The organism is Bradyrhizobium sp. IC4060, from assembly GCF_020193715.1.
GTDB classification, from domain to species: Bacteria; Pseudomonadota; Alphaproteobacteria; order Rhizobiales; family Xanthobacteraceae; genus Bradyrhizobium; species Bradyrhizobium yuanmingense.
Genome location: NZ_JADYVJ010000010.1, coordinates 278,011 through 293,410 on the forward strand (window position 1 = coordinate 278,011; position 15,400 = coordinate 293,410).

Genomic DNA, 15,400 nt, shown 5'->3' on the forward strand with positions numbered 1-15,400 from the left:
GGGAAGGCCCGATCATGACGGCTTTGTGTGTTTGATCGATCAAGAAATGAATGCAAAGCGCAATTAATTGCGCGTGCCGAGCTCCTCATAGAGCACGCGAGCCGAGGCGGCATCGCCACGGCGCTCGTTGAAGGCGGTGACCTTCAGCACGCGCACGGTGCGATCGAGCGCGATGGTGAGGACGTCGCCAAGCTTAATGGCATGGCCCGGCGATGTCTCGCGCACGCCGTTGACGCGGACATGGCCGGTGACGACGAGCTCGGCCGCGGAGGTGCGCGCCTTCACCACGCGCGCGTGCCACAGCCATTTGTCGATACGCTGCCGCTCGGTCGTCGTCGTCGTGGGATTACTCCTTCCGCCCCAGCTGCTCTTTCAGCGCGGCGAGCTTGGCGAAGGGCGAGTTCGGATCGATCGGACGATCGCGCTCGCGCGGGTTCGCGCTCGAGGCGTAGGGACGCAGCGAGGGACCCGACTCGCGATCACGGCGGTCGCGGCCCTTGTCGCGGTCGCGGCCGCGATTGTCGCGGCCCTTGTCGCGATCTCCGCCGAACTTCTTGTTGTCGCGGTTGCGATCGCGATCCTTGTCGCGGTCCCCCTTGCCCTGGAAGCTGCGATTGCGGTCGTCGCGACGCTCACCGCCCTCGCCGCCTTCACGCGGCTTGCGGAAGTCGCGGCCGCCATCGCGGCGATGGCCGCCGCCATGACGATGGCCCGGCTTCGCGCCGTCGGCTGCTTCGCCGGGCGCGGCGCTCGCAGCATCGGGTGCAGCGCCAGCCTCAGCGCCGGGCCGCGGACGCTGGTTGTTGTGACGCTGATGGCGATGGCGCTGATGGCGCGGCTTGCGATCCTCGTGACGGCCGGCGGGGCGCCAGACCTCGACCAGCTCGGGCTCGGCAGCGGCTTCAACAGGCGCAGCAGCATCGGGGGATACAGCAGCTTCCGTCGCGGCGGTCTCGGCGGCAGCCGCTTCGAGGCCGGCAGCCTCGGCGGGCATCGCAGCCTCTTCTGCGGGCGGCGCGATGCCGGGGGCGTCTTCGGGCGTGACGGGCGCTTCCGGAGAGGCTTCCAGCGCCGGCTCCTCGTGAGCCTCCTCTCGAGCCTCCTCTTGGGCGGGCTCGTCGTGCGGCTCCATGCCGGGGGCGTCTTCGACCGTGACGGATTCGGCCGTAGCATCAGCGGCCGTGGCCTCAGCCGGCAGGCCGGCAACGGCCTCGGCTGCAGTCTCGGTCGAGGTCTCTACGCTGCCTTCAACGGGCGGCGTCTCGGCCGCGACGGTCTCGGTCACGACCTGTTCGGTCGCGACTGGCTTCGGCGGCAGCGGCGGGCGCTTCTCCATGCGATAGCCGAGCGCGCGCAGCACGGAGGCGAAGTCCTCGCCGGCAGATCCGGTCAGCGAGGTCATCGCCTGCGTGACCACGAAGCTGCGGCCATCGAACGCGCCGGCGGGCTTTTCGCCCGGCGAATTCTCGCGCCAGGCCAGCGCCGGGCGGATCAGGTCGGCAAGGCGCTCCAGGATGTCGACGCGCACGGCGCGCTCGCCGGCCTGCTTGTAGCCGAGCACGCGATAGGCATCGCGCGGCAGCGCCTTGTCGACCGGGAACGAGGTACGGCCCGAGGAGGCCAGATGCTGCGCGCCCGAGAGCGCGGAGAGATCGACATTGTCCTGCTTCAGCGCCCAGAGCAGTGCGGCGAGCGCACGCGCGGCGGGCTTGAGCAGGCCGGGGAAATAGATGTGATAGGCGCCGAAGCGGACGCCGTATTTGCGCAACACGGCGCGCGAGGACTGGTCGAGATCCTTCAGCTCGCTGGCGATCTTCGGCCGCTCGAGCACGCCGAGCGCCTCGACCAGCTGATAGGCGATGCCGCGGGCAATGCCGGTGACGTCCTCGGCCTTCGACAGCTCGAACATCGGCCCGAGCAGCTTTTCGATGTGCGTCTTGAGCCAGAGCTCGAGCCGCGCCTGCACCTTGTCGCGGGGGGCGCCGGTCAGGCGCTCGTCGGAGATGATGCGGATGCGCGGATGCAGCGCCTCGTCCGCGGCGGCAAGGCGGGCCACGGCATCGCCGGTCCAGCGGATGATGCCTTCGGAGGTGAGCACGAACTGATCGTCCGGCGCATTGCCCAGCTTTTCGGCGCGCGCATTGATCTCGCCGGCGAGCACCGCTTGCGCTGCAGCCTGCAAGGCTTTCGCATCGGAGCCGGCTTCCGCCGCATCCGGTGCAAAGGTGAAGCCATCGAGGCGGCCGATGACATGGCCTTCGACGATGACTTCGCCGGTCTTGCCGATTTCAGTATTCAAGCTCGTGTTCTCCCGCAGGCGGCGCATCAATACACTGGTCCGGCGATCAACGAAACGCTCAGTCAAGCGTTCATGGAGCGCATCCGATAATTTATTTTCGACCTCCCGCGCGATCCCCTGCCAGCGTTCCGGGTCTTTCAGCCAGTCCGGGCGGTTGGCGACGAAGGTCCAGGTGCGGATCTGGGCGATTCGGGCCGACAGCGTGTCGATGTCGCCGTCGATGCGGTCGGCCTGGGTGACCTGGGACTCGAACCAGGCATCGGGAATGCAGCCCTTGCGCATGAGGAAGCCGTACAGCGTCGTCACCAGCTCGGCATGGGCGGCCGGCGACAGCTTTCTGTAGTCCGGGACCTGGCAGGCTTCCCAGAGCCGCTCCACGGCGGCCTTGCCATGCGCGATATCGCGCACCTCGCCGTCGCGGGCGGCGTGATCGAGCACGCGCATGTCCTCGGCGATCGGCGCGCGCGTCAGCGTCTCGTGGCCGGGGGCGAGGTTCAGCGAGACCTGGAGCGCGCCGAGCGAGGAGAAATCGAGCTTGGAATTGCGCCATTGCAGCACCTTCACGGCATCGAAGGTGTGGTTCTGCAGCGCGTTGACGAGCTCGGGCTCGAACGGCGCGCAGCGGCCCGTGGTGCCGAAGGTGCCGTTGCGGGTGGCGCGGCCCGCGCGGCCCGCGATCTGCGCGAATTCGGACGGTGTCAGACGGCGGAACTGATAGCCGTCGAACTTGCGGTCGGAGGCGAAAGCGACGTGATCGACGTCGAGATTGAGGCCCATGCCGACGGCATCGGTGGCGACGAGATAATCGACGTCGCCGTTCTGGAACATCGCGACCTGCGCGTTTCGTGTGCGCGGCGACAGCGAGCCCAGCACCACGGCGGCGCCGCCGTGCTGGCGGCGGATCAGCTCGGCAATCGCATAGACTTCATCGGCCGAGAACGCGACGATCGCGGTGCGGCGCGGCTGGCGCGTGATCTTGCGATCGCCGGCGAATTCGAGCTGCGACAATCTGGGCCGCGTGATCATGGAGACACCAGGCAACAGGCGCTCGATGATCGGGCGCATGGTGGCGGCCCCGAGCAGCAGCGTCTCGTCGCGGCCGCGGCGGTTGAGGATTCGATCGGTGAAGACGTGGCCGCGCTCGAGATCGGCGGCGATCTGGACCTCGTCGACGGCGAGGAAGGAGACGTCGATATCGCGCGGCATTGCCTCCACGGTCGAGACCCAATAGCGCGGGTTCTTCGGCTTGATCTTCTCCTCGCCGGTGACGAGCGCGACGCTGGCCTCGCCGGCTCTGGCGGCGATCTTGTTGTAGACCTCGCGCGCGAGCAGGCGCAGCGGCAGGCCGATCATGCCCGAGGGATGCGCCAGCATCCGCTCGATGGCGAGATGGGTCTTGCCGGTGTTGGTCGGACCGAGCACCGCAGTGACGCCCGCGCCGGGTGCGCGCTCGGAGGCGAAGGGGGAGGAGGAGAAAGCCATGTCTATCGGATTAGGTAATGGCGATTTGGGCGAATGTCAGTGCTATCCGGGGCGGTGAGGGGGCTGGCTCTTCGTTCCTCATCTGAGGGGCGCGTCAGCGCGTCTCGAAGGATGAAGGCCCGGCTGGTGCTGCTGGGCGAGCCAAGCCCCTCGCCCTTCGAGACGGCCGCTTGCGCGGCCTCCTCAGGGTGAGGGGCACACCGCGGGCGTGAAAACGCCTTCCCCAAATCCCGTGCAACTGTCTCACTTTGCGACGCTTTTCCCGTTCGCTTTAAGCTTCGGAACGACTCTAGAACGAATCGCGGCCGAATCGCTGACTCCCCTGTGAGTCCCGTTCCGTTCACGCAACATGTCGCGGGACTCGTCTTGGTTGCGCACTAGATGGAGTTTTGCGACGGCACACAAGCGACCGGGGTGGTTAAAGCTGGGGATGGCGGCGAGTCGAATCAGAATCGGGGAGGAGTCAAATGGATTCCCTGAGCAGGCGGGCTGGCCAAACAAAGAGTGCAAAAACAACCCCATGCACAGTAGGTAAGTGATTGATTTTGCTTAGCCTGCGCCGAACGCCCGTCATTCCGGGGCGCGACGCAGTCGCGAGCCCGGAATCCATCGCGCAACCGACCCTGGAGCCCGATGGATTCCGGGTTCGCGCCAAGGGGCGCGCCCCGGAATGACGGCCGGGAGAGCCGGCGCGGCCTCCTTGCCTACTGCGTCTTGGCGACCCTTGGCGGCTGGGGGGCGGTGATGAAGCTCGTCGCTTCCAGCATGGCCGGGCCGAGCGGGGTCGGCACTTTCAGCCAGAACGGGACCAGGATGCGCGTGCCGGCGATGGGGGCGAACGCGATCTCCATGTTGCGCTGGGCGGCGAGGTATTTGATCACCGGGCGGTCGGGAATGTAGCCGGCGATCGGCACGAAATAGATCGCGCAGACCACGACCGGGCCCTTGTAGCCCTGTTCCGCCTTCACGGTCTCCATGCGCTTGAAATCGAGCTTGAGCTCATAGCGCATGCGGCCGTCGAACACGGGCGCGGAGCTGTGGCAGGCGTCCTGCGAAACGGGATCACCGGTGCCGGGCACGCGCAGCAGCGAGGCCGTCATGGGGTCCCAGACGCCGCGGCGGTGCGCCTCGGTGACGACGATACGATCCGGATCGACCGGCGGCTCCGGCAAAATCGCAAAATCCTTCACATTGCCCTTGTCGAGGGTGATGCGGATCTCTTCGGTCTTCTTCTGGGTGGTGGTGGAGGCTTGGTAGCCGGTCGCAACCAGCGCGCCACCAACGACGCGCCCCTGGCTGGCGCCGGTGCCGGACCCGCCCGTGAACGACTTCAATAGCCCGGTGGTGCCGCCAGCGGCCGCCGCGGAGAACACGTCGTCCTGGATATCGATGTTCCAGGCGCCCTTGCCGACGGGAATGCCCGCCAGCGTCGCCTCATATTGCGCCTCGAGCTTGCCTTGCGCCGCCGCCGGCGCCGCGCCGGACGCCAGGCCCAGCACCACCGCCAGGCCACAAAGCGCCATCAGCCGGCCGGCCAAGGGGACGTCCAAGCGGACGCCCCGACACAGACAGGCTGAGCGCAGGTCTTGCGCGAAATGAAGCGTTCTCGGCACGAAATAATCCAATCAGAGCGCGATATGCTGTTACTTAAGCCAAAACCGGCGGCAAACAATGTGTCGGGGCATACAGCCCCGGGAACTCCACCGGACTCTTCGACGCCGAATACGCCCTTTATGTGATGGTAAGGCGCGACAATCATTGCCGTTTTGGTGATCGGGCGGTAACGGGGGCGGGCCGACCGCTCCCCACCTCCGCTGTCATGCCCCGCGAAGGCGGGGCATCCAGTACGCCGCAGCGCCTCTGGTCAGCCGCGCCGCCTCGGCGTACTGGATCGCCCGGTCAAGCCGGGCGATGACACCGAGCGTGGGGCACGAGATCCCGGGTTCGGGCTCTGCCCGCCCCGGGACGACGGGCCAAAAACGGCCCGTCGCCTTGACGCAAGGCCCCTTCCCCCCTATACGTCCGCCCGCTCCCTGCAAGGACGAAAGAATTTGCCCCCGTGGCGCCGAAATGGCGGCCGCACTCGTTGGGGGTTCGAACTAAAGGATTTATGCCATGTCTCGCCGCTGCGAACTGACGGCCAAGGGCCCCCTCGTCGGCCACAAGGTCAGCCACTCCAACATCAAGACCAAGCGCCGCTTCCTGCCGAACCTCGTCAACGTGACGTTCATCTCGGAAGCCCTGGGCCGCAACGTGCGCCTGCGCGTCTCCACCAACGCGATCAAGAGCGTCGACCACAATGGCGGCCTCGATGCCTACCTGCTCAAGGCCAACACTGACGCGCTCTCCCCGCGCGCCGTCGAGCTGAAGCGCGCCATCCAGAAGAAGGTCGGCGACACCCAGCCGGCGAAGCAGGCGAGCTGAGATTTTTAGGATAAGGGCGGGGGGCTAAGTTGCGTCGCGTGGCGTAGGCTTAGCCGAGTAGAGTTCGAGTAGCGGCCGGATCGGAAGATCCGGCCGTTTTTGTTTCAGCCGTCCCTACTTTCTGCGCCTAAACACGCCACGAAAGAGAAGCGCTCGATTGTTTGGTCTGATCTAACGACCCAAAAGCACTGGGTGTTGTAGTCGGCCGACATGACCTCGAAATGATCGATACCCGGACCGATCTTATCCTCAGCATCTGGGTGTCGTCTGAGCAGGGCGGCCAAGTCTTTGCCGTCCTCATCGCTCACACGTTCGCCCGGCTTGTAGCGATTCAACATCGCCCTGAAAAAAGCGACCGCATCACCCTTCTTCGTAAACTGTCTAGTCGCAATCTTGATCGGCTGGCCCTTCGACACAGTATCCTCTCGTCCAAATGTCTACACAGCTTATTAGAGAAATATCGATTATAGTCTCCCTTTACGCGAAATGTTTCAACTATGAATACGGTTGATTAGAAGGCTCGCTCCGCCCGGCCGGGTATTGAAATGCCGATTTCTATGAAGTTTGCGAAGTGCTACCCAACCTCAGACGAACCGACTTGGCGCGGCTTACAGCTGCTGGAAGTCGAGGAGTTTGACATCTTTCTCAGCGGTCCTGTCAGAGACCGTGTTACGGATGCAGCATTTGAGCAGGAGCTGGCAGATGACTTGGCTGCCTTGGCGAGTACACAAATGGCATCCGACACCTTGTTGAAGGTGCTCTCGGCCCCTGCTGCCCCTCTAGAGTGGGAAATCGGCGAAGCCATAGCCGAATGTCTTTTGGAGCAAGAGTTCGATGTAAACTGGCCGTGGAATGAGAACCGAGACCGAAAGACCCCAAGGGCTTCGTTGCCGGGAGCAGACCTTGTCGGGTTGGTCGGCTACGCGGAAGATGCTACCCTCCTGTTTGGTGAGGTGAAGACGTCTTCTGATGAGAACCAGCCGCCCGGCGTTGTGTCAGGTCGCTCAGGCTTGGCTCATCAGATCGACACGCTTGCAACGTCGATCGGTACGCAGGCGTCCCTGATAAGGTGGCTTCATTCACGCTGTAAGGGGACGACCCATTGGCCCCGATTCCAAGACGCGTGTAGGCGTTACTTGCGGTCTGGCGGAAAGGACGTAGCGCTGGTGGGTATCCTCCTTCGAGACACCGGCCCACATGAAGACGATCTACGAACTCGCGGTCGAGCTCTATCGTCCCTGCAGCAGCCCCCAAGCGTGAGGTTAGACGCTTGGTATACGCCTCGTCCAATTGCGGAATGGGTCGCAATCGTTACAGGTGAGGCGCAATGACCCAGTGGATTACAGACGCATTGGGCGAAGCGTCACTTGCCGAGGCTACGACACTCGTAAGCAAAGCTTTGCTTGCGGACGTAACTGGCGTCGCACGCCCAACTTTGGACGAATCTACTGGCTTCGTGGCTGACAGCCTGGAACTCGCAGTATTCGAACTTCTTGACGAGGCCGACAAACGCTCCGAATTGCGCTCTGCGGCAGAGAAAGCGTTCGAACTTTTGCGAACCCTTCAATCTGACAGCGCAAACGTTTCCGAGAAGCTCAAGCTTCTCTTGCGCACAGCCTGTTACGGAGTCCTTGCGGACCGAACGCCTGATGTTTCTCGATTTCTGAAGGATACGGCACTTCCCGAACTCGCAACCGATTTCTCGAATTGGGGAGAGGCGGTCAGGAACAATGTTACGGTCATTTGGCTAAAGCTGCTTCGTAAGAAGGGCTGGGAGGACTTAGACGCCGTGTTGGAGGGAGTAGTATCGCTCCGCCAAGCGCAAACCCATCACGAAAGTAGTTATCTGGAGACGAGAGGCAGTCAGTCGAGAAGTGCTGCGTGGGAGTTGATCGCGATCTATCATCTAGCAAAAGCAGCAGAGATACTGGCGACGTATTCGACACAAGGTTCCGTCTCCGGGGCCTATAACATCCGCGAACAACTTGAGGGGCAATTCGATAGAAGCACCGTTGCCTGTGAACGCGCGGAGCTTTTTGAACTTTTTGGACTATCAAAGCTCCTTACTCGAACTGCGGAGCAGATGGTCGCCAACAGCATCTGGACGGTTACTCGAGCTGTAAATAGTCGCGTCTCGCGTTTCGTTGCTCGTCTTGTTGACCGAGCGAACCAAAAGCCGCTCTTCGAGATGCTTCCACCTCAGCGCATCACGCTCCGCGAGCAAGGACTTTTGGGTTCAGGTCATCGGGCCGTCGTTGTTAGCCTCCCGACTTCGAGTGGCAAAACGCTCATCGCTCAGTTCAGGATCCTGCAAGCTTTAAACCAATTCGATGGCGAAAGGGGCTGGGTCGCGTATTTGGCTCCAACCCGAGCTCTCGTCAATCAAATCTGCGCCCGGCTGCGGAGAGATTTCGAACCATTAGGAGTGGTGGTCGAGCGGGTGAGCCCTGCACTAGAAATAGACGGCGTCGAGGCAGAAATCCTAGCGACTCGAAATCCGCAACAGGAATTTCGCATTCTTGTAGGTACCCCAGAGAAAGTCGATCTCCTCTTACGCGGAGGATGGGAAGAAAAAATCGGACGTCCGCTTACGCTGGTCGTCGTCGACGAAGCGCACAATCTCTCGCAAGGTGAGCGAGAAATTCGACTTGAGCTCCTTTTGGCAACAATAAACCGCGAATGTAGATACTCTCAGTTTTTGCTGCTTACGCCCTTTATTAACAACAGCGCGGAAGTGGCCAGATGGCTATCCCCGGATAGTAACGCCGATATCGGGGTGCAATTCGAGTGGAAACCGAACGACCGAGCAATTGCAATCGCTCAGCCAAGGAAAGGCGATAGAGCTGGCGACTTTACGCTCGGCCTGTCGACGGTCCATACGAGTAAAGAAACGATCGACATAGCAGGTGAGTTAGAATTGTGCGCAGGCCGCCCGTTGGGGCTGACATGGTCTGACGTAAGAAATTCGCTGTTGAAGACATCTGCAGCCACGGCTCACTGCTTAAATCGAAGAGGCACAACCATCGTTGTCGCCAGCAAGATCCCACACACGTGGACGATAGCGCGAACGCTATCTAAGGGGCTCTCTGAGGAAGCCAAGAGAGTCAAAGCAACATCTGAAGACATCGAATTCGTTCGAGACTTTATCGGTGATGAGTTTGGCGCCGATTTTGAATTGCTCGACTTCTTAAAGAACGGAATAGGACTTCATCATTCCGGGCTGTCGGACGAAATTCGCTTACTGATGGAATGGCTCGTTGAACGCGGCCAGCTATCTACTCTGGTTGCGACGACCACAATCGCGCAGGGGGTAAACTTCCCTGTCTCAGGCGTGGTACTTGCAGGACATCAGTATCCGTATGGCATGGACATGCCGCCAGAAGATTTCTGGAACCTGGCAGGACGAGCGGGACGAGCCGATCAAGCTGGCCTCGGCGTGGTGGCGCTTGCTGCCACCGACGACGCGAGAGCAGAAAACCTAAAGAGCTACATTGGGAGAAACGTCTCGAGCTTAAATTCGCTTCTCGTAACAATGGTCACCAATGCACTCTCGCGATCAAACGGAAATTTGGAGTTGCAGACCCTGTTTCACATGAAGGAGTGGTCGGCGTTTCTCCAGTATCTTGCGCATTCGTACCGCCAAGTAGGGGACCACAGCACGTTTGCTTCTCAAGTCGAACAGATATTGAGAGGTAGCTTTGGCTTCCAAAAGATTCGTCAACAGAGCTCCGCTACCGCCAATGCGCTTGTAAACGCGGTTCAGAGATACGCGGCCATCCTGCGTGGGAAACCGCTTTCGCTGGTGGATAGTACTGGCTTCTCTTGGGAGAGTGTTAGCCGTGCTTTAGCCGGTGTACGTGAGCAGAACTTTCGGCCCGAGATGTGGACTAACGACCAACTCTTTCGTGATGGCAACTCAGACCTCGCGCGGGCTTTCGGCGTTTTGTTTAAGGTCCCGGAGATTCGGTCTGAACTCAGCGAAGCAATCCACGGCAAAGGAGCCGACAGCGACCTTCTAGCAAGAATTGTGAAGGATTGGGTTCACGGAGCTTCTATACCTGAAATAGCGGACAGCTATTTTCCTAATGAGGACGACAAAACCGACTCAATCACTAACGCCTGCAGAAGCGTCTACGGTAAACTGATCCAAACAGCTTCTTGGGGATTGTCCGCACTGCAAAGTCTGACAATAGGGTCGACGCTCGATCAATTGAGTGCTGAAGAGCAGCGCACCGTTCGCAACTTGCCGTCAAGAATCTACTATGGCGTAAACTCTGATGCTGCGATTGATTTACGTCTTCTTGGCGTCCCGAGAAAAGCTGCGCAGCCTTTGGCGGATGCGATGGTCGGAGGTCAAGCCACGAGTGGGATAGCCAACGTTCGGGTCCGGCTCAATGAACTCACTCCCGCGGAATGGGAAGCAGCATTAGGACGCAGGGGAAAGACGTACAGCAGGGCTTGGCGAGTAATCGAAGGACGCGAGTAATATCAGCACCTCGCTATTGGAAGGAAATGGAGACACTTGTTTGTTGGGTAACCGAATTTTCGGACGATGGTCCCTGCACCTAATTTCCGCTATACTCGCCCCGGTAGCATCCCCCGGAGGCGCATCCCATGGAGACCGCAGCCACCGCCGACCACAAGCCCGCCGGCAAGAACCTCGTCATCTGCTGTGACGGCACCGGCAACGAGATCTCGGAGAACATCTCCAACGTCCTGAAGCTCTATCGCTGCCTGCGCAAGACGGACACGACGCAGCCCCGGCAGCTGGTACCCTGCGAACCCAAGGTCGGCACGGTGACGCCACCCGTAAACACCCCCCGCGCCCGTTAACCGTCCATTAACCAACGCACCCTAGCCTGCTGCAATCGTCCAGCCATCACTAGCTCGAAATGCCTTCCCGGTTCGCTCCAGGAGAAGCGCCGATGTGCGTTGAGTTGTTGACGTATGCCGATCTCGGTGCCCGCCTCAATGTCTCGCGCGAGGCCGCGCGGGCACTGGCGCGGCGTCGGCGGTTGCCGCGCTCGCGGTCGGGGGACGGCAAGGCGGTGGTGAGCGTCGATCTCGCCGCGCTCCGGTACACGCCCCGCCCGCGACGAGCCCGCCGGGAAGATCCCATCGGGGTCTCCCTGGCCAGGATCGAGGCCGTCAAGACCGAAGTCTTCAAGGCGGAGATCGCGCGGCTCGAATCCGTCGCAACCGCCTACAGGGTCGTGTTCGAGCGCGAGCGCGAGCGCGCCGATCGCCTCGCCGTCGAGCTGACGCAGGCGGCCGCCGAGACCAAGGCCGCCAATGCATGGGCGGCACGACTGGAAGACGAAGTGACGGCGCTGCGGAGCGATCGCCGCCCTGGCGGCTCGATCGCGGGATACGCGGCGCGCCGGTTGGGCCATCTGGCCGCTTTCATCGTGCAAGCAGACCGTGCGGCCAGAGCGCGATGAGATTGGGACGAATCGTCATCGCGCTCCAGGTTTTTGTTCGAGCATGATCTTTTCGGAAAACCGCTTCGCACTTTTCCGGATCATGCTTGCAGGTAGCACGCAAGACTTTCTTTAGTCCCCGGCTTGCCGGAGCAATCGCGAGGGAAGAATGACTGGCAACACCGATATTCATGAAATGAAGGCTCGCATCGTCGTGTTCGGCGTCGGCGGCGCCGGCGGCAATGCCGTCAACAACATGATCACGGCCGGGCTGCAAGGGGTCGAGTTCGTGGTCGCCAACACCGACGCGCAGGCGCTGGCGATGTCGAAGGCGAACCGCCTCATCCAGCTCGGCACGCGGGTAACCGCAGGCCTCGGCGCCGGCTCGCAGCCGGAACTGGGACGCGCCGCAGCCGAAGAGGCGATCGACACGATCCGCGAGCAATTAACCGGCGCGCACATGGTGTTCGTGACGGCAGGCATGGGCGGCGGCACCGGCACCGGGGCTGCACCCGTCGTCGCCAGAATCGCGCGCGAGCTCGGCATTCTCACCATCGGCGTGGTCACCAAGCCGTTCTACTTCGAGGGCACGCGCCGCATGCGCTTTGCCGAAGCCGGCATCGAGGAGCTGCTGAAGACGGTCGACACCCTCCTGATCATCCCGAACCAGAACCTGTTCCGTGTGGCCAGCGAGAAGACCACGTTCGCCGATGCCTTCGCCCTTGCCGACCAGGTGCTTTATTCGGGCGTGGCCTGCATCAGCGACCTCATCGTCAAGGAAGGCCTGATCAATCTCGATTTTGCCGACGTCCTCTCCGTCATGAAGGAGAAGGGCAAGGCCATGATGGGACGGGGCGAGGCCTCCGGCGAGAAGCGCGTGCTCGCAGCCGCCGTGGCCGCGATTTCCAATCCGCTGATCGAGAATCCCTCGATCAAGCGCGCCAGTGGCCTCATCATTTCCATCACCGGCGGCAAGGATCTCATGCTGTACGAGGTCGACGAAGCGGCGACCCGCATTCGCGACGAGGCCGACCCGGACGCCAACATCATCGTCGGGGCGTCCTTTGACGAAAGCTTAGAGGGCATCGTCCGCGTCTCGGTGGTGGCGACCGGTATCGATAATCTCGATCCGGCGCAGGCGCTACCAGTGGAAACCGCCCTCACCCAGCTCGCCGGCAGGCTGCGCAACGACGGCCGCCGCATCGCCGATCGCATCGAGCGCAGCGCCGTCCTTCCGCAAGCGGGAAGCCCGCCGCTGCGCCCGCAGCCGCACCACCCCGTGGGGCCGCCGGCAAGGCCGGGCCTGGACCATGCGCGGCAGGCGGCACTTCAGCCGCTCGATGCTTACGGCCGCGCGCCTGCACGCAATGCGCCCGACGAGGCCGTTCTCGATATTCCGGCCTTCCTGCGTCGCGCGGCCAACTGAGCGGGTCGGGGGAGTTACCTGCTCGGCAACCAGCGAGCCCAACAACGGCTCGTCATCCCGGGGCGCGACGAAGTCGCGAGCCCGGGATTTATAACCACCATCGTGAGTATGGATTCCGGGCTCGCGCCAAGAGGCGCGCCCCGGAATGACAGGGTAGAGCGTGCACAGCGCGCCGATGCTTCACGCCGCCGTGCTGTGCGGCTTCTCTGCTGTTTCCTTCTTGTCCGTTTCCTTGTCGCGGGACAGCCAGGCCGGAAAGCGAAGCAGGCGTTCGTTGGTGTCCTTCGGCAGCTCGATGGGCGGGGCTTCAACGGCCGAACTCGGCAAGTCCAGCGCCGCGTGGCCGGATCGCACTGCATCCGCGCGCTGATCCAGTTCACGCAACAGGGGATCGAGCACGCTGTCGACCTCGGTCGCCACCGACACCAGGAAACTATTGAGCTCGCGCGCCTCGGGCACAACGGCCGCCGCCGATTCGACCGCCCTGGAGAGACCGTCCACGACAGGTGCAAACGCTCCGGCGGCTTGCTTGATTCGCGTCTTGATCAGTTCGATCTCGCTCAGGACGCGTTCACGCTCTCGCCTTTTCTTCTCCTCCGAAAGGCGGGCTTCAATTTCGGCGATCTGCGCCGCCAGGGTCGTGGCTTCGGATGCGAGCGCATCGCGTCTGCCGCGCGCGCGATCGAGATCGCGGCTGAGATTGTCCACTAAGTCGTCCCTTGCGAACATGGCTTTGCTCCGTAGGACAGGCGTTCTGCCCTGTAGGACGGCCCTGGCGCGAACCGCCAGCCTCGCCACCGACCGGATGGCCGGATCGGCCGAAACAGGCATCAACTTCCGCCGCGTCACATGGGCCGACATGGTGATCCCCCATCGTCAACATTAGGCAACCGCATGGTTAACAAGAGGTTAATGTCAACAGAATGCTGCCATTGGGGCTGCATGCCGGCGGCGTCTCCTTCCTCCCCTCGCTGCCACCCATTTTCCGCTATACTCGCCCGGGTAGCATCCCTCGGAGGCGCATCCCATGGAGTCCGCAGCCACCGCCGACCACAAGCCCGCCGGCAAAAACCTCGTCATCTGCTGTGACGGCACCGGCAACGAGATCAGCGAGAACATCTCCAACGTCCTGAAGCTCTATCGCTGCCTGCGCAAGACGGACAAGACGCAGCCCAGGCAGATGGTGTTTTACGATCCCGGGGTCGGCACCATGACGGAGCCGTCGACGTGGGGGCGCTGGAAGGCCAACATCAAGCTGGTGTGGGGGCTCGCCACCGGCTACGGGCTCGATGACAACGTGCTGTCATCCTATTGCTTCCTGGTTCAGCACTACGCGCCCGGCGACAGGATCTATTTGCTCGGCTTCTCGCGCGGGGCCTACACGGTGCGCGTGCTGGCGGGGCTGATCCACAAGATCGGCCTGATCTCGCCGGAGCAGGCGAACCTCTCAGGCTCGGGCCTCATCGCCTACAAGCAATATTCCGGCAGCGGGCGCGGCAACGACGTCGAGGACCTCAAAGGCATCGTGTTCGACGAGAGCGGGCCGGTCCCTAAGGACAAATTCGACCTCGCCGCGCAGTTCGCGCGCATCACCTCGACGCGCTGGCCGACCATCCATTTCGTCGGCGTCTGGGACACGGTGGCGAGCGTGATCGTGCCGCGCGCCGATCGCTTCTACTGGCCGAGCCTGGAGGAGCTCGCCTTCACGCTGCGCGATCCCAGCATCAGGATCTTCCGGCAGGCGATCGCGATCGACGAGCGGCGGCGCATGTTCCGCCTGAAGCCCTACGCGGAGCCGCAGGAGTTCTGGAGCAACCGCTACGTGCCCGACGAGAAGAAGGTGCCGCAGGACATCATGCAGGTGTGGTTCGCCGGCGTGCATTGCGACGTCGGCGGCGGCTATCCGGAAGCCGAGAGCGGCGAGTCCAAATATCCGCTGCTCTGGATGATCGACGAGGCCGAGAAGGCCGGGCTGAAGTTCAACCCGCGCACGGTGAACCAGCTTGCCTGGGGTATCCAGCGCAAGAACTCGCCGTTCACATACGTCGAGCCCGCATTTACCGGGAAGAGCGGCATGCTGCACGATTCCATGACGGCGGCCTGGCGCGTGCTGGAGTTCTTGCCGAAGCGCGCGAAATACCGGGAATGGCCGGCGCGGAAAGTCTATTTCGGCTTCTACATCCCCGATGGCGAGCCGCGCCTGATCCCCGAAGGCGCGCATGTGCATGAGAGCGTGCTGAAGCGCATGACGGTGGAGCCGGACTACCGGCCGGTGAACCTGCCGAAGGATTACGTGACGGTGCCGATGCCGGTGCCGCCGGGGGTGGAGCTGGCGGCGGGGGCGGAGGT

10 protein-coding genes and 1 pseudogene are annotated in these 15,400 nt (G+C 62.6%); 6 read left to right on the forward strand and 5 right to left on the reverse strand.

Annotation, left to right across the window (positions count from 1 at the left end; all coding sequences use genetic code 11):
• Positions 1-63 precede the first annotated feature (63 nt).
• From I6F16_RS28325 to I6F16_RS28335, 3 genes are all read right to left on the reverse strand, one after another.
• The gene (locus I6F16_RS28325; protein ID WP_074447665.1) at positions 64-315 is read right to left on the reverse strand and encodes a S4 domain-containing protein; all 252 of its coding nucleotides are present in this window, start codon (positions 313-315) and stop codon (positions 64-66) included.
• A 31-nt stretch (positions 316-346) separates the two neighbouring features.
• Positions 347-3,781 (reverse strand): helicase-related protein, encoded by a 3,435-nt coding sequence (locus tag I6F16_RS28330; protein ID WP_225114893.1) that lies wholly within the window; start codon positions 3,779-3,781, stop codon positions 347-349.
• Positions 3,782-4,485: 704 nt separating this feature from the next.
• Positions 4,486-5,304, reverse strand: a complete 819-nt coding sequence (locus I6F16_RS28335; RefSeq protein ID WP_225174183.1) for a DUF3108 domain-containing protein — start codon at positions 5,302-5,304, stop codon at positions 4,486-4,488.
• A gap of 592 nt (positions 5,305-5,896) precedes the next feature.
• Here I6F16_RS28335 and rpmB point away from each other — a divergent pair.
• Positions 5,897-6,205, forward strand: coding sequence for a 50S ribosomal protein L28 (rpmB, locus tag I6F16_RS28340; RefSeq protein WP_036001998.1), 309 nt, complete (start codon positions 5,897-5,899; stop codon positions 6,203-6,205).
• A 104-nt stretch (positions 6,206-6,309) separates the two neighbouring features.
• Here the strand turns inward: rpmB and I6F16_RS28345 are convergent, their stop codons facing one another.
• Entirely contained in the window at positions 6,310-6,621 is a 312-nt protein-coding gene (locus tag I6F16_RS28345; RefSeq protein ID WP_225114892.1) for a DCL family protein, read from the reverse strand.
• A gap of 911 nt (positions 6,622-7,532) precedes the next feature.
• Between I6F16_RS28345 and I6F16_RS28350 the strand changes: the two genes are divergently transcribed.
• The 4 genes and pseudogenes from I6F16_RS28350 (at position 7,533) to ftsZ (ending at position 13,051) form a co-directional block, all read left to right on the forward strand.
• A complete protein-coding gene (locus I6F16_RS28350; protein WP_225174177.1) occupies positions 7,533-10,691 on the forward strand; it encodes a DEAD/DEAH box helicase in 3,159 nt (1,052 codons plus the stop codon).
• A 128-nt stretch (positions 10,692-10,819) separates the two neighbouring features.
• A pseudogene (locus tag I6F16_RS28355) lies at positions 10,820-11,008 on the forward strand (DUF2235 domain-containing protein); the annotation flags it as partial.
• A 137-nt stretch (positions 11,009-11,145) separates the two neighbouring features.
• Positions 11,146-11,646 (forward strand): hypothetical protein, encoded by a 501-nt coding sequence (locus I6F16_RS28360; RefSeq protein ID WP_225174178.1) that lies wholly within the window; start codon positions 11,146-11,148, stop codon positions 11,644-11,646.
• Positions 11,647-11,794: 148 nt separating this feature from the next.
• Positions 11,795-13,051 (forward strand): cell division protein FtsZ, encoded by a 1,257-nt coding sequence (gene ftsZ / locus I6F16_RS28365; protein WP_346656585.1) that lies wholly within the window; start codon positions 11,795-11,797, stop codon positions 13,049-13,051.
• 180 nt (positions 13,052-13,231) lie between these two features.
• Here the strand turns inward: ftsZ and I6F16_RS28370 are convergent, their stop codons facing one another.
• Positions 13,232-13,759 carry a hypothetical protein gene (locus I6F16_RS28370; protein WP_225174179.1) on the reverse strand — a complete coding sequence of 176 codons (528 nt, stop codon included), beginning with the start codon at positions 13,757-13,759 and terminating at the stop codon, positions 13,232-13,234.
• A gap of 319 nt (positions 13,760-14,078) precedes the next feature.
• Between I6F16_RS28370 and I6F16_RS28375 the strand changes: the two genes are divergently transcribed.
• Positions 14,079-15,400: DUF2235 domain-containing protein (locus tag I6F16_RS28375; RefSeq protein ID WP_225174180.1), on the forward strand; the 1,322-nt coding region annotated here is incomplete at its 3' end.

Coding starts and splice junctions, on each gene's coding strand:
- I6F16_RS28330 (WP_225114893.1), bottom strand. CDS start 3,781: ATGGCTTTCTCCTCCTCCCCCTTCGCCTCCGAGCGCGCACCCGGCGCG.
- I6F16_RS28335 (WP_225174183.1), bottom strand. CDS start 5,304: ATGGCGCTTTGTGGCCTGGCGGTGGTGCTGGGCCTGGCGTCCGGCGCG.
- rpmB (WP_036001998.1), top strand. CDS start 5,897: ATGTCTCGCCGCTGCGAACTGACGGCCAAGGGCCCCCTCGTCGGCCAC.
- I6F16_RS28350 (WP_225174177.1), top strand. CDS start 7,533: ATGACCCAGTGGATTACAGACGCATTGGGCGAAGCGTCACTTGCCGAG.
- ftsZ (WP_346656585.1), top strand. CDS start 11,795: ATGACTGGCAACACCGATATTCATGAAATGAAGGCTCGCATCGTCGTG.